Origin of the sequence: Aeromonas simiae, from assembly GCF_000820125.1 — a bacterium.
GTDB classification, from domain to species: domain Bacteria; phylum Pseudomonadota; class Gammaproteobacteria; order Enterobacterales; family Aeromonadaceae; genus Aeromonas; species Aeromonas simiae.
Genome location: NZ_CDBY01000050.1, coordinates 26,459 through 44,481, shown reverse-complemented (window position 1 = coordinate 44,481; position 18,023 = coordinate 26,459). Strand labels below are relative to the sequence as shown.

Here is an 18,023-nt window from a genome sequence, read left to right as displayed (position 1 = left end):
GACGTCATCCTTGGCGAGCGAGCAGGCTGGAGAGGGCCTCCGGCAGGTGGGGGTAGTCGAAGTGAAAGCCCGCCTCGAGCAGCCGTGTGGGCACCACGGTCTGGCCGGTCAGCAGCAGATCGCTGGCCTCCCCCATGACCAGACGCAGCAGGGGGGCTGGCACGCTCAGCAGATGGGGGCGGTGCAAGATGGCCGCCAGCGTCTTGCTAAAAGCCCGGTTGCTGACCGGTTGGGGGGCGGTGCCGTTATAGACGCCGTGGCACTGCTCGTGTTCAAGCAGAAACAGGATGGCGCGCACCAGATCCTGCCGGTGGATCCAGCTCATCATCTGCTCGCCACTGCCCATGGGGCCACCGAGCCCCAGCCGATAGGCGGGCAACATCTTGGCCAGTGCTCCTCCCTCCTTGCCCAGCACGATGCCGATGCGCAGCAAGCAGACCCGGGTGTGCTGGCTCTGGGCTTCCATCGCTAACGCCTCCCAGCGCTGGCAGAGTTGATGGGTGAACTCCAGGTGAGGCGTCTGGCAGCGCTCATCGATGGGCTCGGGCCCTTGCCGGCCATACCAGCCGACCGCCGAGGCGTTGATCAGCACCCGGGGTGGCTGCCCGGAGAGGCGAAACAGATCGACCAGTTGCTCGGTCAGCAACCAGCGGCTGTCACACAGCAGTTGTTTGCGCGCCTCGCTCCAGCGTTGATCGGCGATCGGTTCACCCGCTAGGTTGATGACCGCATCGAAACCATCTAGGTTGTCGAGCCGATCGAGATTGTCGATGAAGCTGTGCTCTTCCCCCAGCAGCGCCTTGGCCTGCTGGGGATGTCGGGTCAGGATGACCAGCCGGTGCTGGGCGAGGCGAGTGACCACTTCACGGCCAATAAAGCCGGTACCGCCGGTGATGAGGATCTTCATGGACGCTCCTGACAGTTGTTTATGTTTACTCTAGTGAGTCGTTTTAGAGCCAACAAGTCATTGTATTAATTAGGCTTGTAGGATCCTTCATCGACGCGGTCTGGCACGTATTGATCTTCGCCTGTTGGTGTTGCTTCCTTACAAACGATCTGAAAACTATCCACAAATTCTGTGGAAAACTCTGTAGATTAGCCGTGCTTCACGATCCATCATCATGATTTACAAGAATAATTGACTACTGAAACCGAATGGGGCCTGAATGCACAGGCTTTGGCGGAAGGTGAGTGGTCGCTGTCATGGCAGAGCCTGATGGAAGAGGGGGGCAGGATCCGACGTTGGATCCAGATTGTTGATCCATGAGATCAGGCATAAAAAAAGCCCCGCAAAAGCGGGGCTTTCATCATTGGGGCACTCAGGCCTGGGCAGCGCTGTCTTGCTGGGCCGCCTGGATCCCGGTCAGGGCGATGGTGTAGACGATGTCGTCCACCAGGGCGCCGCGGGAGAGGTCGTTGACCGGCTTGCGCATGCCTTGCAGCATGGGGCCGATGGAGACCAGCTCGGCGGAGCGCTGTACCGCCTTGTAGGTGGTGTTACCGGTGTTGAGATCCGGGAACACGAACACGGTGGCCTTACCGGCGACCGGGGAGTTCGGGGCCTTGGACTTGGCCACGTTCTCCATGATGGCGGCGTCGTACTGCAGCGGGCCATCGATCACCAGATCCGGGCGCTTCTCCTTGGCGATGCGGGTGGCTTCGCGCACCTTGTCCACATCGGCACCGGCACCGGAGGTACCGGTGGAGTAGGAGATCATGGCCACACGCGGCTCGATACCGAAGGCGGCGGCAGATTCGGCGGACTGGATGGCGATCTCGGCCAACTGCTCGGCAGTCGGATCCGGGTTGATCGCGCAGTCACCGTAGACCAGCACCTGATCCGGCAGCAGCATGAAGAAGATCGAGGAGATCAGGGAAGAGCCGGGGGCGGTCTTGATGATCTGCATCGGCGGACGGATGGTGTTGGCGGTGGTGTGTACCGCACCGGAGACCAGACCGTCGACCTCATTACGCTCCAGCATCATGGTGCCCAGCACCACGTTGTCTTCCAGCTGCTCGCGGGCCACCACTTCGGTCATGCCCTTGTTCTTGCGCAGCTCGACCAGACGCGGCACATAGCGCTCGCGCACTTCGGCCGGGTCGATGATCTCGACGCGGTCGGTCAGCAGTACACCCTGCTGGTCGGCGACGCGGCGGATCTCTTCCGGGTTACCCAGCAGCACAGGGCGGGCGATGCCACGCTCGGCACAGATGGCGGCAGCCTTGATGGTACGCGGCTCTTCCCCTTCCGGCAGCACGACACGCTTGTTGGCCTGACGAGCCAGTTCGGTCAGCTGGTAGCGGAACGCCGGCGGGCTCAGGCGGCGGGAACGGGTCGACTTGGCAGAGAGGGATTCGATCCAGTGCTTGTCGATGTGGCCGGCCACGTAGTCCTGCACCAGCTCGATCCGCTCGCGGTCATCCTCGGGGATATCGACATTGAAGTTCTGCAGGCTGACGGCGGTCTGCCAGGTGTTGGTTCCGATCATCATGATCGGCAGGCCAGTGGCCATGGCCTGCTGGCACAGGGCAACCACCTGCGGCTCCGGATGGTAGTTGCCGGTCAGCAGCAGGGCGCCGAGCTTGGTGCCGTTCATGGCGGCCAGGCAGGCGGAGACGATGACGTCGGAACGATCGCCGGAGGTGACCAGCAGGCTGCCCGGACGGAAGTGCTCAACCATGTTGTGGATGGAGCGAGCACAGAAGGTCACGGTCTGCAGGCGACGGGAGTCCAGCTCACCCTTGTTGATGATCTGGGCCGCCAGGTGCTTGGCGAGATCCTTGGCGCGCGGGGCGATCAGCTGGGTGTTCCAGGGGATGCAGCCCAGGATGCGCAGCGGGCTCTTGCCGAACACCTGCAGCACTTCCAGGTTGTGGGCGGCATCGCCACCCTGGTGGTGCGCCTCGAACATCTCGGTCAGATCCGGGCGGGTCACGCCGTGCTCGTCAACCGGGGCACCCACCTTGTTGATGATGCAGCCGACGATGCGCTTGTTGTGCACGCCGCCGAAGTTGGAGCAGGCCAGCTCGATACGCTCTTTGAGCTTCTGGCTGGAGTCGTTGCCCGGATGGGTGACGAACACCATGTCGGCGTCCAGCGCCTTGGCAACGTCATAGTTCAGCTTGTTGGCAAAGGGCTGCTTGTCGGTCGGCACTAGACCTTCAACCACCAGTACCTCGGCGCCGCTGGCCTTCACGTGCTCTTCGAAGCGGGCCACGATCTCTTCCAGCAGGATGTCGGTGTTGCTGGAGGTGATCATGTTCTCGGCGTAGGAGAGGGCGAACGGCTCGGGCGGATTGATGTTGGCGGCGGCGCGGATCACGGCGCTGGAGCGCTCGGGACCTGTTTCGCCCGGACGCGGCTGGGCGACGGGTTTGAAGAAACTCACGTTGACACCGTGACGCTCCATCGCGCGAACCACGCCCAGGCTCACGGAAGTCACGCCGACACCAGTGCCGACCGGGATAAGCATAATAGTGCGTGCCACTTTATACCCCTTGGTTGTATTGGGATTAGGAAAAGGCCGCCCTTGGGCGGCCTTGCATTACAGCGAAATTAGGCGCCGACCAGTTCCAGCGCATCGTGGGCGATCACCCACTCCTCGTTGGTCGGGATCACCAGGGCCTTGGTGCTGCCCGGCTTGGAGATCTCGCCACCCTTGCCGAAACGGGCGGCCAGGTTGGCATCGTGATCGATGTCGAAGCCCAGCAGAGCCAGCTTCTTGAGGGTGATTTCACGGATCGGGGCGGAGTTCTCACCGATACCACCGGTGAAGACCACGGCGTCCAGACGACCGGCCATGGCGGCGGCGTAGGAACCGACATACTTGGCCAGACGGTAGCAGAACACGTCCATGGCGCGCTTGGCTTCTTCCTTGCTGTCGTAGTTGTCTTCGACATAACGGCAGTCGGAAGTGACCTCGGTCAGACCCAGCAGGCCGGATTCCTTGGTCAGCATGGTGTTGATCTCGTTGACGGAGTAACCCAGCTTGTCGTGCAGGAAGAAGATGATAGCCGGATCGATGTCACCGGAACGGGTGCCCATCACCAGGCCTTCCAGCGGGGTCAGACCCATAGAGGTATCGACGGACTGGCCATTCTTGATGGCACAGACGGAAGCACCGTTGCCCAGGTGGCAGTTGATGATGTTCAGCTCGGAGAGATCCTTACCGAGGATCTGGGCCGCTTCACCGGCAATGTAGCGGTGGGAGGTGCCGTGGGCACCGTAGCGACGGATGCCGTTCTCTTTGTAGAGCTTGTACGGCAGGGCGTACAGGTAGGCCTCTTCCGGCATGGTCTGGTGGAAGGCGGTGTCGAATACGGCCACGTTCTTGTCAGCCAGGTGCGGGAATACCTTGAGGGCGGCACGGATGCCAACCAGGTGGGCCGGGTTGTGCAGCGGAGCGTACGGAATGGCGGCTTCGATGCCGGCGATCACGTCGTCGCTGATCACGACGGAGGCGGTGAAACGCTCGCCGCCATGCACGATTCGGTGGCCGATGGCGATAAGGTTTTCAGCCAGAGCCGGGTTGAGCGGCAGGATCTTGTGAACGATGAAGTCCAGGGCTTCCTGGTGAGCGGCTCCGGCGCCCAGATCGGCGTTGCCTTTCTCGCCGTTCAGCTTCCACTTGATGCGGGCGTCTTCGAGGTTGAAGCATTCGGCCAGGCCGGAGAGCAGGTCATCACCGGTATTGGCGTCGATGACCGCAAACTTCAGGGAAGAGCTGCCACAGTTAAGAACAAGAACCAGCTTACTCATGAATTCATCCTATTACAGGTTGGGTTTGTACAGGCGTCCGGCCCGGGCGCGGGGCGTCTGACGTTTCAGGTAGTTGAGCCATCGGGAGGATTGGCATTTTGCAGCCGTTGCCCTGTATAGTGAAGACAAGGCTCCGATGACGGGCGTTGCTGGCGGCGCCAGACACGCACGAAAAGGCGCGTAGAGGATAACCTGAATGTTGGAAAATAACAAAGTCATCCTCAATGATAGTTGGCCTGCATCAAATTAAGTTGAGGTTTTACGCCTTCAGTGTTGGTTTTGGCGGCGGGAGGTAGGCAGTCATGAGCATAATTGGAAGTAAATTACAGCGTGGGCGCCACTATCTGGCGGTGTGGCCACGCCGCCCCGAACTCAATGCCCTGTTCCCGGAAAATCGCATCATTCTCGCTATCGAGTATGGTATCCGGGTGCTGCCCCCCATCGTGGTCATCTGTTTGATGTTGCAGTTCCAGTTTGGCGATGCCGCCTACTGGCCCTCTGTGCTCACCTCGGTCATCTTCCTGCTCAGCATGCCGTTGCAAGGCTTCTATTGGCTGGGGCGCAGGGCCGAGACACCGCTGCCTCCCTCGCTGGCGCTCTGGTACCGCGAAATCAACGAAAAGATGCGCGAGCAGGCCGGCATTTCCCGCAAACTGGTGGCTAAACCGCGCTACCAGGAGCTGGCCGATACCCTCAAGGCGGCCTTTGACAAGCTCGACAAGACCTTCCTGTTTGAGTAACACCGCTGCATAGCATAAAGGCGCCCGAGGGCGCCTTTTCTGATCTGCATCAGGCATTGAGGATTTTGCGCAGCTCCTGGATCGACAGCTTGTAGCTGCGCGGGCAATCCCGCCATGCCGCCAGCATACGCTGATACTTGTCACGCATGGCGATGTCGCTCGAGAGCTCTTCGCACGGGCAATCCACCTCGGGGAAGCGCTTGTCCACCTCGAGCAGGAAGCAGACGTAGTCGGCCAGCTCTCGCTCCTGACTGCGGCTGTAGCCATTGAACTTGAAGCGGGCGGGGGTGAACTCCGCTTGTTCGGTGGCCGGCAGATTCTCGAAAGAGACCATCATGGCGTGGTGCATCTCGAGGGTGTCGATCACCTCCTGGCAGGTGTCGCGCTCCAGATGACCGAAGGATTTCTCCAGCTCCAGCAGTTGCAGGCAGTAGCCGCGCTCGATGATGGTCTTGGCTCTTTGGTAGAAGTCAGCCTGCTCCGGATTGAGCTTGCTTAAGATCTCATACTGGTTGCTCAGGATCAGGCGCTCGGTGTGGCTCATGTTCATGATGCGGTCTCACTGGAAATGGAGTCTGCAGACACCATAACTCACATCTGGGATGGTTTTTTTGATCTGGGGGGGCAGGAGTGGCAGATAGGCAGGCAGGGCATGAAGGGGGCCGGTGAGGGCCCCCTGTGACATCAGCGGCCAGCCAGATAGTCGAGCACCACCTGATGGTGGTTGCTGGTCTTGAACTTGTCGAAGACATGGGCGATCTGCCCCTGCTCATCGATGAGGAAGCTGATGCGATGAATGCCGTCATACTCCCGGCCCATGAACTTCTTGGGGCCCCACACACCAAAGGCGTCGGCTACCGCATGATCTTCGTCGGCGAGCAGGGTGAAGTTGAGGCCGTCGCGTTCGGCAAATTTCTTCAGGCGCTGCGGGGCATCCGGGCTGATGCCGAGCACGACCAGATTGTGGGCGTCGAGTTCGCTGCGGGTGTCTCGCAGGCCGCAGGCCTGGGTGGTGCAGCCCGGCGTCATGGCCTTGGGGTAGAAGTAGACCAGTACCTTCCTGCCGTGGAGATCGCTGAGGGAGACTGGCGTGCCGTTCTGATCCGGCAGGGTAAAGTCGGGAGCCTTGGCTCCGGCTTGCAGTATAGGCATGGCTGCTCCTTTGTTCAGTTATGGCGCCGTGTGAGGGCGAAGCGGAACGATTCTGCACCGAGTTCACGACAGAAGTCGGCGAAGGCGGTCTCGTGATCGAGATGGCTCTCGCCGACGGCGAGCTTGAGCTCGAAGGTGGCGCGCAGCAGGTTATAGGGCGTCTGCTCTATGGTCTCCGACTGCATGGCGTGAATGTCCCAGCCGTGCTGGCTGAAGTGCTGGGTGCAGCGGCAGACGATGCCCGGCTCGTCACGGATAAGGAGTTGCGCCTCGGCGGAGAGCGGGTAGTCACGGGGTTGATGACGCTCGGTGCGTTTCATCATGGTGATGAGATCCCACTCCTGACTGCGCAGGGGCAGGGTGATCTCGAGTTGCATCAAACTGTTCCAGTTACCCGACAGCAGCATGATGAAGGTGAACTCCTGTCCGAAGATACCCAGCCGGCTGTCGACGATGTTGCAGCCACAGTCAGCGACATGACGGGTCACCTCGCTGACGATGCCGGGTCGGTCGGAGCCGATGGCGGTCACTACCAGGTAGTGGGTCATGAGTCTTATCTCGTCCTGAAATTTGGCCCATGGTAGCACGCTTGCCACCGTGGCTCCTTGTTTTTGCGGTAGCCGCACTTTACCATTACGGCCCTGAATTTCGGGAGAAAAGTCCATGCTTAGCGGTAGTCTTGTCGCACTCGTCACCCCCATGTTGCCCACCGGCGAGGTGGACTGGGCCAGCCTGGCTCATCTGGTCGAATATCATGTGGCAAGCGGCACCACGGCTATCGTTGCCGTCGGCACGACCGGCGAGTCGGTGACGCTGACCGAGGCCGAGCACATCGCCGTGGTCGAGAAGACGGTCGAGCTGGCCGCCGGGCGCATTCCGGTCATCGCCGGTTGCGGCTCCAACAGCACCGCTCATGCCATCGCGCTGTCGCGCCGCTTCGAGCAAAGTGGGGTGGTGGCCGGCCTCTCCGTCACCCCTTATTACAACAAGCCGACCCAGGAAGGGCTCTATCGCCACTACAGCGCGATTGCCGACGCTAGTGGTCTGCCTCAGATCCTTTATAATGTGCCCGGCCGAACAGCCTGTGACCTCAAACCGGAAACGGTAGGGCGTCTGGCTGGCCACGCCAACATCATCGGCCTCAAGGAGGCCACCGGCGATCTGACCCGCACACCCTTGCTGCGCGAGCTGTGCGGTCCGGGGTTTGCGCTGTACAGTGGTGATGACGCCTCGGCGTGTGATTTCATGTTGCAAGGAGGGGACGGGGTGATCTCCGTGACCTCCAACATTGCAGCGGCCCTGATGCGCGACATGTGCCGTGCCGCGCTGGCTCGGGAGGCCGATGCCGCCCGGGCCATCAACGAGAGGTTGATGCCGCTGCACCGGACCCTGTTCATCGAGCCGAGCCCGATCCCGGTCAAGTGGGCCTGCGCCCAGCTTGGTCTGATCGCCTCGGCGACCCTGCGCCTGCCGCTCACTGACCTGACCCCGGAGGGGGAGGCGGCGATGCGCCAGACGCTGCAGACTGCGGAGTTGATTGCGAGTGTCTAAAGCAAACGGAAGAGTACGCACTGCGGGGCTGGCCCTGCTCAGCCTGGCTGTCGTGGCTGGCTGCAGCAGCCCGGCCGAACGTAAGATGGCCAACCGCGGTTTCGATTACGAGGAGGCCAAGCTGGAAGGGCGTGCCTTCTTGGTGCCTGCCGGTTTGCAGGCCCCCCGCTTTAGCAGCGACTACGATGTGCCTCCCCTGCCCGAGGGCAATCGTGAGGGCCCTGTCGGTGCGGCCGTGGATGTGCGTCCACCGGCTCAGTTGCTGACCGTGGTACCCGGTAGTCAGGTAGTGCAGAGCAGCGGCGATCCGACCGTCTCCTTCTATGCCTTGAGCACCTCACAGGATGTGAGCAGCGATGCCTGGGCCTTCCTGATGAACTTCCTCGCCAAATACAAGGTCACCACCGAGCAGCTCGATCGCGCTGCCGGCACCCTGGAGACCGGCTGGTTTAGCAACACCGCCGTGCTGGATGGCTGGGGCGAAGAAGACGACGACTTCCAGATCCGTCAGCGTTACCTGTTCAGCCTCAAGGCCGATCCGGTGCGCCATGGCATCAATGTGACGGCCAAGGTGGTGGAGCATGAGGAGATCGTCGACGGCGAGACCCGCACCACCCTGAGCGAGGCCGAGGCTCGCCGTTATGCGGTGCGGGCGTTGAACCAGTTCAGCCTCTACTACGACCAGCAGATCAAGGCGCGTGATCAGCACAAGTCGACCGAAGGCATGGGCCTGGCGCTGGGCTTTGATAACAATGACCTGAGTGCCTGGGTGGCCGACGCCCCGTTCGATCAGGTCTGGCAGCGGATGAATCGCATGCTGCCGCGCTATGGTTTCACCATCAAGGACTCCCAGCAGTCGCTCGGCTGGATCGACGTCGAGTATGACGATCCGGGTAAGGGCTTCTGGAGCGGGATCGGCGGCGAGCCGTTCAAGCTGGAGGAGGGCAAGTACCGCTTCCAGCTTGGCGAAATGGCGGGGGGCAAGACCTCCATCACGCTGTTCGACGAGGACAAGAAGCCGGTCAAGTCCGATGTGGTGTCGCAGATGCACATCACGCTTTCCCAGGCCTTCGCCAAGGCGCTGGCAGAGCAATCCGAATAAAAACAGGGGCCTTGTGCCCCTGTTTTGTTCCCTCCCACAAACAGGAAGTGTTAATACCATGAGTCTTGCAGACAAAGTATTGGCGGTGAATGACGATCTGCCGATCCGCACCGACCGTCCCGTCCACTCCGGCAAGGTTCGCAGCGTCTACTGGCTGACTGCCGAGGACAGTGCACGCCTCATCCGTGAAAAGGGTTATAACGTCCCGGCCGACACCCCGCTCGCCATCATGGTGATCAGTGACCGCATCTCTGCCTTTGACTGCATCTGGCAGGGAGAAGAGGGGTTGGCTGGCGTCCCCGGCAAGGGCGCGGCGCTCAACGCCATCTCCAGCCACTGGTTCAAGCTGTTCAAGGAGCAGGGGCTGGCCGACAGCCACATCCTCGACATTCCGCACCCCTTCGTCTGGATCGTGCAGAAGGCGAGCCCGGTGCTGGTCGAGGCGATTGCCCGCCAGTACATCACCGGCTCCATGTGGCGTGCCTACCAGAATGGTGAGCGCGAGTTCTGCGGCATCACCCTGCCGGAGGGGCTCACTAAGGATCAGAAGCTGCCCGAGCTGCTCATCACCCCCTCCACCAAGGGGATCCTGCGCGGCCTGGACGGTGTGCCGGAAGCCGATGACGTCAACGTCTCGCGCGCCGACCTTGAGCGCCACTATGCGGCCTTTGGATTTCGCTCCCCGGCGGATATCGATGGCTATGAGACCCTGCTCAAACAGGGCTTTGGCGTGATCGGCGAGGCGCTGGCTCAGCTGGATCAGATCTTCGTCGATACCAAGTTCGAGTTTGGCTACGTCAAGGATGCCGCCGGCAACGAGAAGCTCATCTACATGGATGAGGTGGGAACTCCCGACAGCTCCCGCATTTGGGATGGGGCGGCCCATCGCGAAGGCAAGATTGTCGAGCAGTCCAAAGAGGGCTTCCGCCAGTGGCTGCTGAACCACTTCCCAGACCCGGACATCCTGCTCAACAAGAACCGCATGGAAGAGCGCTTCGCCCTGGCCCGTGATAATCAGCTGCCGGTTGAGGTGATGATGGACATCTCCCGCACCTACATCGGCATCGCCGAGAAGGTGGTCGGCCACAAGATTGAGCTGTGCGCCAACCCGAAGCAGGAGATCATCGATATCCTGAGCGGCTACGGTCTCATCGACTGATTTTTTGGCAAACAAAATCAAACGTTTGCATTGTCTGCGGCAAGGCCTCCCTCGGGAGGCCTTGCTCTTTTCAGCCGACGACCCGCTAAAGGCGCTCACTGCGGATGGTGAGCCGTGGCCGTCTGGAGTCGGTGTTGCCCCACCGCAGCAGGGGCATGGCATCGAGGTTTGGCCGCGCCGCGCGCCTGCTGGGTCAGCGTTGCCGCATCAAGGCGGAGCCCCTGATTTGAGGCGCATCCCCATCATGGGTTGCCCGGCTTTGCCATAAAAAAACGGGCCCGTGGGCCCGTTGTCACTGCGCTCGCTCCATCAAGCCAGATAGCGTTCGATGGCGGCGCGAATGCCGGCTGCATCGAGGCCGAGCAGGGCGTAGATCTCCTCCTGGGTGCCTTGCTCGACGAAGTGATCGGGCAGACCCAGATTGAGGACGGGGCGCAGCAGGCGCTCGCGCATCAGGAACTCGTTCACCGCCGAGCCGGCGCCCCCCATGATGGCGTTGTCCTCGACCGTGACCAGCACCTCGTGTTGCTCGGCGAGCGTGCGCAGCAGCGCCTCATCGAGTGGCTTGACGAAGCGCATGTCGACCAAGGTGGCATCCAGCGCCTCGGCGGCGAGTTGGGCCTGCGCCAGCAGGGTGCCAAAGCCGAGGATGGCGATCCGTTTGCCTTCGCGCAGCACACGTCCCTTGCCGATGGGCAGGGTCTCGAGATCCTGGCCGGCTTCGACCCCGCTGCCGCTGCCGCGCGGATAGCGCACCGCGGCGGGGCCATGGTGATGGTAGCCGGTGGAGAGCATCAGACGGCACTCCCGCTCGTCGGAGGGGGTCATGATCACCATGTTGGGTACGGTGCGCAGGAAGCTGATATCAAACGCCCCCTGATGGGTCGGGCCGTCGGCGCCGACCAGCCCTGCCCGGTCGATGGCAAACAGCACCGGCAGGTTTTGCAGTGCCACATCGTGGATCACTTGGTCATAGGCCCGTTGCAAGAAGCTCGAGTAGATGGCGACCACCGGCTTTTTATTCTCGATGGCGAGGCCGGCGGCAAAGGTGACCGCGTGCTGCTCGGCAATCGCCACATCGAAGTAGCGGCCAGGATATTGCTGGCTGAACTTGACCAGCCCCGAGCCCTCGCGCATGGCGGGAGTGATGCCGATCAGGCGCTCATCCTGCGCCGCCATGTCGCACAGCCACTGGCCGAAGATGGCGGAAAATCCCGGTTTGCCCCCGGCGCTTTTCGGCAGGGAGTGCTCGTCGGGGTTGAACTTGGGCACCCCGTGATAACCGATGGGATCTTTCTCGGCCGGCTCGTAGCCCTTGCCCTTCTTGGTTTTGACGTGCAGTAGCTGCGGCCCTTTGAGGCTGCGCATGTTGCGCAGGGTCTCCGTCAGGGCGTCGATGTCGTGGCCGTCGATGGGGCCGATGTAGTTGAAGCCGAACTCCTCGAACAGGGTGCCGGGCACCACCATCCCCTTGAGGTGCTCCTCGGCGCGCTTGGCCAGCTCTTTCACCGGGGGCAGCCCGGAGAGCACCTTCTTGCCCCCCTCGCGGATGGTGGTATAGAGCTTGCCCGACATCAAGCGGGCCAGATTGTTGTTGAGGGCACCGACATTTTCCGAGATGGACATCTCGTTGTCGTTGAGGATCACCAGCAGATCCTTGTGCACGTCACCGGCGTGGTTGAGGGCCTCGAACGCCATCCCCGCGGTCAGGGCGCCGTCACCTATGATGGCCACCACCTTGCGACCCAGCCCCTCCTCCTCGGCGGCGACCGCCATGCCGAGGGCAGCCCCGATGGAGGTGCTGGAGTGGCCGACGCTGAGCACGTCATACTCACTCTCGCCGCGCCAGGGGAAGGGGTGCAGGCCATCTTTCTGGCGGATGGTGTGCATGCGATGGCGCCGTCCGGTCAGGATCTTGTGCGGATAGGCCTGATGGCCCACATCCCACACCAGCCGATCGAATGGGGTGTTGTAGACATAGTGCAGTGCCACGGTCAGTTCGACGGTGCCGAGTCCAGAGGCGAGATGGCCGCTGGAGCGGCTCACCGAGCGCAGCAGGTATTCCCGCAGCTCGTTGCACAGCAGGGGCAGGCGCTCGCGGGGGAGGGATCTCAGCTCGATCGGGGTATCGGCCAAGGCCAGGTTGGGGTAGTGGCTAATGTCGACGCTCATTTTATGTAGTCTTATCCGGCGCTCAGTGGGTTCGCTCTATGATGTAGTCGGCGAACGCTTCCAGTGTGGCGGTATTGTAAGGCAAGCCCCGCAGTGCCGTTAAGGCGCGTTGGTGCAATTCGCGGGCCAGCTCACGGGCGCCTTCGAGACCGATGAGGGCCGGATAGGTGCTCTTTTCGTGGGCCAGATCCGATCCCTGGCGTTTGCCTAGGGTAGCGGTATCGCCAACGATGTCGAGGATGTCATCCTGTACCTGGAAGGCCAACCCGATGGCATCGGCATAGTCGCGCAGGGCGCGGAGTGTTGCCTCGTCCATGTCGGCATGGCACAGGGCTCCCAGGGTGACGGCGCAGCGGATCAGGGCGCCGGTCTTGTGGCGGTGGATCGCCTCAAGCTGGGAGAGACCCAGCTGTTTACGCTCCCCTTCCATGTCGAGGGCCTGCCCGCCGCACATGCCGGCATAACCGGAGGCGCGGGCCAGCTCGGAGAGCATGCGCACCCGGTTGGCCATCAGCTCCGGCCCCATCGGGTGGTCGGCCAGGATGGTGAAGGCCAGGGTTTGCAGGGCATCCCCGGCCAGGATGGCGGTCGCCTCATCGAAGGCCTTGTGCACGGTCGGTTGACCGCGACGCAGATCGTCGTCATCCATGGCGGGAAGGTCATCGTGGATGAGGGAGTAGGCGTGAATGCACTCTACCGCGGCGGCCGGGCCATCGAGCAGGGCGGCTGGTACCCCCAGCATTTCGCCGACGGCGTAGACCAGAAAGGGGCGCACCCGTTTACCACCGAGCAGCAGGCCGTGGGACATCGCCTGCTTGAGGCGCGGCGCCGTGAGCGGCAAGGTGGCGAGCTGGCGTTCCAGCTCGGCATCGATGCGGCTGCGATACAGCGCGCTGAAGCTTGCCAGTGACACTCACTCTTCTCCTTGCTCGGGCCGAAAATCGGCCAGCTGCGGGTTGCCATTGGCCTCATCCATCAGGATCTGAATCTTCTGCTCGGCCTGCTCCAGCTTTTGCTGGCCTGCCCGCACCAGATGGATGCCCTGTTCAAATTGCTTGAGGGCCTCCTCAAGGGGGAGCGAGCCCTGTTCCAGTTGCTGGACGATGGCTTCCAACTCCGCCAGGGTGGCATCAAAACTCAGGCGATCACTTTTCTTGCTGACCATCATCACTCTCTGGCTGCGAAAAAATCGCCCTATATTAACACCTGCACCGAAGCGGCGGGAGGCTGAAAAGGCGAACTCGGATAAACTTGGCAGCATTGGTGCCGATAGATAACCTGAGTCGCCTGCTGCGAACCGCTCTGATGCTTCGCAGTCAGGGGCTTGACCATCTTTCAACAAGGCAGTGCACGAGTTGCTAACAACAGAGGTATTGGCGTGGATCTGGGTAGTCTGATTGGCATAGTGCTGGGTTTTGGCGTGGTGATTTACGGCATGTTACTGGGTGGTCCGGTCACCATGTATCTGGATATGCCCTCCGTTTACATCACCATTTTGGGGTCGATCTTCATCGCCATGATGAAATTCAACCTGAGTCAGTTTCTGCTGGCGTTCAAGGTGGCGGGCAAGGCCTTCATGTATAAGGGCGACAAGATTGAAGAGCTGATCGCTAAGGCGGTCGAGCTGGCCGATGCCGCCCGCAAAGGGGGCTTTCTGGCGCTGGAGGCGGCCGAGATCCCCAACCCTTTCATGAAAAAAGGGATCGACATGCTGGTGGATGGGCACGATGCCGAAGTGGTGCGTACCGTGCTGGAGAAAGACATTGAACTGACCTCGGAGCGCCACGTCATCGCCATCAAGGTGTTTCGCACGCTCGGGGATCTGGGGCCGGCGATGGGCATGATAGGTACCCTGGTTGGCTTGGTGGCCATGCTCTCGAACATGAGCGATCCCAAGTCGATCGGCCCGGCCATGGCGGTGGCGCTGCTGACCACTCTGTATGGGGCCATCGAGGCCAACATGATCGCCATCCCCATCGCCGACAAGCTTGAGCTGCGTAGCGGCGAGGAGCGTCTGACCCGCACTCTGGTGCTCGATGCCATCATGGGGATCCAGGATGGCCAGAATCCACGAGTCATCGAGAGCATGCTGCAGAACTACCTGAATCAATCCAAACGCGGTAACGACGCAGCCTAGGAGGAGCCATGTCCAAGTGCAAGTGCCCCCCTCCCGGTTTGCCCGGTTACATGGGAACCTTTGCCGATCTGATGTCACTGCTCATGTGCTTCTTCGTGCTGCTGCTCTCGTTTGCCGAGATGGACGTGCAGAAGTTCAAGCAAATCGCCGGCTCAATGGAGAAGGCCTTTGGGGTGCAGAATATTCTTGAGGTGAAGGATATCCCCAAAGGGACCTCCGTTATCGCTCAGGAGTTTCGTCCGGGGCGCCCCGAACCCACCCCCATCGACACCGTGATGCAGCAGACCGTCGATCTGACCCAGGCCGAGCTCGATTTCCAGCCCGGCGAGGCGGATACGGCGGGGGGGGAAGAGAACAAGGCTCCCCGTCAGGATGCGGAGCAGGCTCAGCAGGCGCAGGCTCAGGCCCGTTCGAATGAGCTGGCCAAACGGTTGGCGGAGCAGTTGAAGAGCCAGGTGCAGAATCACTCGATCGAGATTGAGGCGCTGGGCCAGCAGGTGATCATCCGTATTCGCGAGAAGGCTGCCTTTCCGGCCGGTTCCGCCTTCTTACAGCCCCAGTTCTGGCCGGTGATCCACCAGGTGGCGGCCCTGCTCAAGGATGTGCCGGGTGAGATCACGGTGTCGGGTCACACCGATGACAGCCCGACCGAGAACGAGCTGTATCGCTCCAATTGGGATCTTTCCACCCAGCGGGCTGTGGCGGTGGCTCACCAGATGATCAAGGTGCCGGGGCTGGATCAACATCGACTGGTGGTGCAAGGATTGGCTGACAGTAAACCCTTGGCCGCCAATGACAGCGAGGAGCGACGCGGCATGAACCGGCGGGTGGAAATAGCCATCATGCAGGGCAAGCCGAGTGTCTCAGAACCGATTGGCGTGCCTAAGGAATGACCACCTAACTTGGTTTTCTGGTGGCTTCATATTAAGATGAGCACCCACATTACATGACGGTGGCCGGTTTTTGGCCGCCGTCTCTATTCTAGATAACCCAGGTTTCGACTATGAATCATACTCCGATGACTGTGCGCGGCGCTGAGAAGCTGCGCGAAGAGCTTGAATACCTCAAGACGGTGCTTCGCCCGCAGATTATCGAAGCCATTGCCGAAGCGCGTGAGCACGGTGACCTGAAAGAGAATGCGGAATACCATGCGGCCCGCGAGCAGCAAGGGTTTTGCGAGGGGCGGATCCAGGAGATCGAAGGAAAACTGGCCAACGCTCAGGTCATCGACGTGACCAAGATGGCCAGCAATGGCCGTATCATCTTCGGCTCCACCGTCACCCTGCTCAAGACCGAGACCGAAGAGGAAGTGGTCTATCGCATCGTGGGCGATGATGAAGCTGATATCAAACAGAACCTCATCTCGATCAATTCCCCCATCGCCCGAGCCCTGATTGGCAAGGAAGTCGATGACGTTGCTGTGGTTAAGACTCCGGGCGGCGAAGTGGAGTACGAGATCCTCGACGTTCAGTATCTGTAAGTGGCGTGACGCCATGGCGACGGGGAGCCTTTGGCTCCCCGTTTGCATTCATTGCACGCAGCCGGTGCGGATGAAGGTGTCTTGATGACGCTCGAACAGCCACTGTTTGAGGGTGGTGAGCTCGGGCTCAGGCATGGTGAAGGTCAAGGCCCAACCCGAAGGGGGATACGCCTTGCGCACCCAGCGCCCGGTGAGGGGAAGCGCGGGTTGCATGGGCAGGCACAGATCCGCTTCCAACAGGGCGCCGGTTTGTGGCTGAACGTCTTGGGTATCGACCACCATGCCGCGTTCCGACATGTCCAGTACCCGCCAGCAGAATTGTGGCGAGATGAGGTGAGCCTCTTCATGCAGACGCCACGGTCTGGGTTGGAGGCCGGTGAGATCCTCTATGACTGGGGGCCGCAACTGGGGCTCTATCTCTCCCCCCGGTTGGCGTTGCAGTACCAGAGGAAAGCGCAGTCGGTGGGAGGCGACTTCCGCCTCCAGGGTCAGGTGACTGGAGCGTTGCAACAGACTCAGTAGCGAGGCATCGAGTTCGCTGCGTAGCAGTGAACTGACATCCTGCGAAGAGATGGATACATCACCCAGCAGCATGGCCAGTTCATCGGGGGTAAGGAGCGGCTCGTCAGCCATGATCGCCTCTTTACGCTGCATTCATCACAGGTTAAGAGGCCTGACGCTAGCTTGGCAACCGCTTTGGCAAGCGGCGGAGGGAAGGAAAGAGCAGAGCTCTCTCCTTTACTTGCGGGGCAGGGTGATCTTGGGTTCTTGAGCTTGACGGTAGAGCGTCAGAATATGACCCAGGGTCTGCACCTTTTCCGCCTTGGTTTCGCGCACGATGGCAGCAAAGATCAGCTGCTTGGTTTCGCGATCCGAGGTGGCCACCTTGACCTTGATGAGCTCATGATGGGCCAGGGCGATATCGATCTCGGCCAGTACGCCTTCGGTCAGACCGTGTTGGCCGAGCAGGACCACCGGCTTGAGGCTGTGGGCGAGACCTTTCAGGTACTGTTTCTGTTTGTTGTTCAGCGTCATGGCATTTTCTTCGTTAGTCTGGGTTGAAAGGGGCGTATTCTAACCCCACTTAGCCCTCAATAGTAATAACCCTTGCGGTTTTTTGAAGTCGGATAACATGACCCAGAAGAAACGTTCCGCCAGCTCGACACGCTGGTTGAAAGAGCACTTTGATGATCAGTACGTGAAGAAGGCCCAGCAGATGGGGCTTCGTTCACGCGCCGTGTTCAAGATTGAAGAGATTCAGGGAAAGGATCGTCTGCTGCGTAGCGGCATGACGGTGGTGGATCTCGGGGCTGCCCCAGGTGGCTGGTCTCAGTATGCGGCCAGCCAGGTGGGTGAGCAGGGCCGAGTGATCGCCTGTGACATTTTGCCGATGGATCCCATCGTCGGTGTCGATTTCCTTCAGGGGGACTTTCGCGAGGATACTGTGCTAAGCGCCCTGCTGGAGCGAGTCGGCCCCGACAAAGTCGATGTGGTGATGTCCGATATGGCGCCCAATATGAGTGGTACCCAGCAGGTGGATCAGGCCCGTTCCATGTATTTGGTGGAGCTGGCGCTGGACATGTGCCATCAGGTATTGCGCAGCGATGGTTGCTTCGTTGCTAAGGTGTTTCAGGGGGAGGGGTTTGATGCCTATCTCAATGAAATTCGTAAGATTTTTAAAACAGTCAAGATTCGGAAACCAGACTCGTCGAGAGCCCGTTCACGGGAAGTCTACATTGTGGCTACCGGTTTTAAACTGTAGTACCCTAAC

General features: G+C 60.9%; 19 protein-coding genes. 8 read left to right on the top strand and 11 right to left on the bottom strand.

Annotated features, from left to right (window positions below):
* Positions 1-4 precede the first annotated feature (4 nt).
* The 3 genes from BN1134_RS09300 to BN1134_RS09290 form a co-directional block, all read right to left on the bottom strand.
* Complete coding sequence (locus tag BN1134_RS09300; RefSeq protein ID WP_042046806.1) at positions 5-907, bottom strand: TIGR01777 family oxidoreductase; 903 nt, start codon at positions 905-907, stop codon at positions 5-7.
* Between the two features lie 412 nt (positions 908-1,319).
* Entirely contained in the window at positions 1,320-3,488 is a 2,169-nt protein-coding gene (gene pta / locus BN1134_RS09295) for a phosphate acetyltransferase (RefSeq protein ID WP_042046805.1), read from the bottom strand.
* A gap of 68 nt (positions 3,489-3,556) precedes the next feature.
* Positions 3,557-4,759, bottom strand: coding sequence for an acetate kinase (locus BN1134_RS09290; protein ID WP_042046802.1), 1,203 nt, complete (start codon positions 4,757-4,759; stop codon positions 3,557-3,559).
* Between the two features lie 302 nt (positions 4,760-5,061).
* On the opposite strand from BN1134_RS09290, the gene yfbV reads away from it, so the two are divergent.
* The gene (gene yfbV, locus BN1134_RS09285) at positions 5,062-5,499 is read left to right on the top strand and encodes a terminus macrodomain insulation protein YfbV (protein WP_084214767.1); all 438 of its coding nucleotides are present in this window, start codon (positions 5,062-5,064) and stop codon (positions 5,497-5,499) included.
* Positions 5,500-5,548: 49 nt separating this feature from the next.
* On the opposite strand, the gene BN1134_RS09280 is transcribed toward yfbV, so the two are convergent.
* The 3 genes from BN1134_RS09280 to BN1134_RS09270 form a co-directional block, all read right to left on the bottom strand.
* Positions 5,549-6,049, bottom strand: a complete 501-nt coding sequence (locus BN1134_RS09280) for a YfbU family protein (RefSeq protein WP_042046801.1) — start codon at positions 6,047-6,049, stop codon at positions 5,549-5,551.
* A gap of 134 nt (positions 6,050-6,183) precedes the next feature.
* Positions 6,184-6,651 carry a thioredoxin-dependent thiol peroxidase gene (gene bcp / locus BN1134_RS09275; RefSeq protein WP_042046800.1) on the bottom strand — a complete coding sequence of 156 codons (468 nt, stop codon included), beginning with the start codon at positions 6,649-6,651 and terminating at the stop codon, positions 6,184-6,186.
* A 14-nt stretch (positions 6,652-6,665) separates the two neighbouring features.
* Positions 6,666-7,199 (bottom strand): glycine cleavage system transcriptional repressor, encoded by a 534-nt coding sequence (locus BN1134_RS09270; RefSeq protein WP_042046798.1) that lies wholly within the window; start codon positions 7,197-7,199, stop codon positions 6,666-6,668.
* Between the two features lie 115 nt (positions 7,200-7,314).
* Between BN1134_RS09270 and dapA the strand changes: the two genes are divergently transcribed.
* Genes dapA through BN1134_RS09255 form a run of 3 tightly spaced genes read left to right on the top strand, consistent with a single transcriptional unit; the run spans position 7,315 to position 10,463 of the window.
* Positions 7,315-8,202 (top strand): 4-hydroxy-tetrahydrodipicolinate synthase, encoded by an 888-nt coding sequence (dapA, locus tag BN1134_RS09265; protein WP_042046797.1) that lies wholly within the window; start codon positions 7,315-7,317, stop codon positions 8,200-8,202.
* Complete coding sequence (bamC, locus tag BN1134_RS09260) at positions 8,195-9,304, top strand: outer membrane protein assembly factor BamC (RefSeq protein WP_042046795.1); 1,110 nt, start codon at positions 8,195-8,197, stop codon at positions 9,302-9,304. Before dapA ends, bamC begins: the two co-directional genes overlap by 8 nt.
* A gap of 58 nt (positions 9,305-9,362) precedes the next feature.
* On the top strand, positions 9,363-10,463 hold the full coding sequence (locus BN1134_RS09255) for a phosphoribosylaminoimidazolesuccinocarboxamide synthase (RefSeq protein WP_042046793.1): 1,101 nt from the start codon (positions 9,363-9,365) through the stop codon (positions 10,461-10,463).
* A gap of 309 nt (positions 10,464-10,772) precedes the next feature.
* Here the strand turns inward: BN1134_RS09255 and dxs are convergent, their stop codons facing one another.
* From dxs to xseB, 3 genes are read right to left on the bottom strand one after another with little or no spacing between them, the layout of a single operon-like run.
* A complete protein-coding gene (gene dxs / locus BN1134_RS09250) occupies positions 10,773-12,635 on the bottom strand; it encodes a 1-deoxy-D-xylulose-5-phosphate synthase (RefSeq protein ID WP_042046791.1) in 1,863 nt (620 codons plus the stop codon).
* A 22-nt stretch (positions 12,636-12,657) separates the two neighbouring features.
* On the bottom strand, positions 12,658-13,548 hold the full coding sequence (gene ispA, locus BN1134_RS09245) for a (2E,6E)-farnesyl diphosphate synthase (RefSeq protein ID WP_042046789.1): 891 nt from the start codon (positions 13,546-13,548) through the stop codon (positions 12,658-12,660).
* A complete protein-coding gene (gene xseB, locus BN1134_RS09240; RefSeq protein ID WP_042046785.1) occupies positions 13,549-13,800 on the bottom strand; it encodes an exodeoxyribonuclease VII small subunit in 252 nt (83 codons plus the stop codon).
* A 213-nt stretch (positions 13,801-14,013) separates the two neighbouring features.
* Between xseB and pomA the strand changes: the two genes are divergently transcribed.
* The 3 genes from pomA to greA all read left to right on the top strand — a co-directional run bounded on the left by pomA (position 14,014) and on the right by greA (position 16,252).
* Positions 14,014-14,772 (top strand): flagellar motor protein PomA, encoded by a 759-nt coding sequence (pomA, locus tag BN1134_RS09235; RefSeq protein ID WP_042046784.1) that lies wholly within the window; start codon positions 14,014-14,016, stop codon positions 14,770-14,772.
* Positions 14,773-14,780: 8 nt separating this feature from the next.
* Complete coding sequence (locus tag BN1134_RS09230; protein WP_042046783.1) at positions 14,781-15,665, top strand: flagellar motor protein MotB; 885 nt, start codon at positions 14,781-14,783, stop codon at positions 15,663-15,665.
* Positions 15,666-15,775: 110 nt separating this feature from the next.
* The gene (gene greA / locus BN1134_RS09225; RefSeq protein WP_042046782.1) at positions 15,776-16,252 is read left to right on the top strand and encodes a transcription elongation factor GreA; all 477 of its coding nucleotides are present in this window, start codon (positions 15,776-15,778) and stop codon (positions 16,250-16,252) included.
* A 48-nt stretch (positions 16,253-16,300) separates the two neighbouring features.
* On the opposite strand, the gene BN1134_RS09220 is transcribed toward greA, so the two are convergent.
* Together BN1134_RS09220 and yhbY are read right to left on the bottom strand one after the other, a co-directional pair.
* The gene (locus BN1134_RS09220) at positions 16,301-16,885 is read right to left on the bottom strand and encodes a PilZ domain-containing protein (RefSeq protein ID WP_042046780.1); all 585 of its coding nucleotides are present in this window, start codon (positions 16,883-16,885) and stop codon (positions 16,301-16,303) included.
* A gap of 105 nt (positions 16,886-16,990) precedes the next feature.
* Entirely contained in the window at positions 16,991-17,287 is a 297-nt protein-coding gene (gene yhbY, locus BN1134_RS09215; protein ID WP_042046779.1) for a ribosome assembly RNA-binding protein YhbY, read from the bottom strand.
* A 97-nt stretch (positions 17,288-17,384) separates the two neighbouring features.
* Between yhbY and rlmE the strand changes: the two genes are divergently transcribed.
* On the top strand, positions 17,385-18,014 hold the full coding sequence (rlmE, locus tag BN1134_RS09210; protein WP_042046778.1) for a 23S rRNA (uridine(2552)-2'-O)-methyltransferase RlmE: 630 nt from the start codon (positions 17,385-17,387) through the stop codon (positions 18,012-18,014).
* Positions 18,015-18,023: the final 9 nt, after the last annotated feature.

What these genes read in the sequence shown, in the direction of transcription:
- BN1134_RS09300 (WP_042046806.1), bottom strand. Translation starts at nt 907, where the DNA reads ATGAAGATCCTCATCACCGGCGGTACCGGCTTTATTGGCCGTGAAGTG.
- BN1134_RS09290 (WP_042046802.1), bottom strand. Translation starts at nt 4,759, where the DNA reads ATGAGTAAGCTGGTTCTTGTTCTTAACTGTGGCAGCTCTTCCCTGAAG.
- yfbV (WP_084214767.1), top strand. Translation starts at nt 5,062, where the DNA reads ATGAGCATAATTGGAAGTAAATTACAGCGTGGGCGCCACTATCTGGCG.
- BN1134_RS09280 (WP_042046801.1), bottom strand. Translation starts at nt 6,049, where the DNA reads ATGAACATGAGCCACACCGAGCGCCTGATCCTGAGCAACCAGTATGAG.
- bcp (WP_042046800.1), bottom strand. Translation starts at nt 6,651, where the DNA reads ATGCCTATACTGCAAGCCGGAGCCAAGGCTCCCGACTTTACCCTGCCG.
- BN1134_RS09270 (WP_042046798.1), bottom strand. Translation starts at nt 7,199, where the DNA reads ATGACCCACTACCTGGTAGTGACCGCCATCGGCTCCGACCGACCCGGC.
- dapA (WP_042046797.1), top strand. Translation starts at nt 7,315, where the DNA reads ATGCTTAGCGGTAGTCTTGTCGCACTCGTCACCCCCATGTTGCCCACC.
- BN1134_RS09255 (WP_042046793.1), top strand. Translation starts at nt 9,363, where the DNA reads ATGAGTCTTGCAGACAAAGTATTGGCGGTGAATGACGATCTGCCGATC.
- dxs (WP_042046791.1), bottom strand. Translation starts at nt 12,635, where the DNA reads ATGAGCGTCGACATTAGCCACTACCCCAACCTGGCCTTGGCCGATACC.
- xseB (WP_042046785.1), bottom strand. Translation starts at nt 13,800, where the DNA reads ATGGTCAGCAAGAAAAGTGATCGCCTGAGTTTTGATGCCACCCTGGCG.
- BN1134_RS09230 (WP_042046783.1), top strand. Translation starts at nt 14,781, where the DNA reads ATGTCCAAGTGCAAGTGCCCCCCTCCCGGTTTGCCCGGTTACATGGGA.
- greA (WP_042046782.1), top strand. Translation starts at nt 15,776, where the DNA reads ATGAATCATACTCCGATGACTGTGCGCGGCGCTGAGAAGCTGCGCGAA.
- BN1134_RS09220 (WP_042046780.1), bottom strand. Translation starts at nt 16,885, where the DNA reads ATGGCTGACGAGCCGCTCCTTACCCCCGATGAACTGGCCATGCTGCTG.
- yhbY (WP_042046779.1), bottom strand. Translation starts at nt 17,287, where the DNA reads ATGACGCTGAACAACAAACAGAAACAGTACCTGAAAGGTCTCGCCCAC.
- rlmE (WP_042046778.1), top strand. Translation starts at nt 17,385, where the DNA reads ATGACCCAGAAGAAACGTTCCGCCAGCTCGACACGCTGGTTGAAAGAG.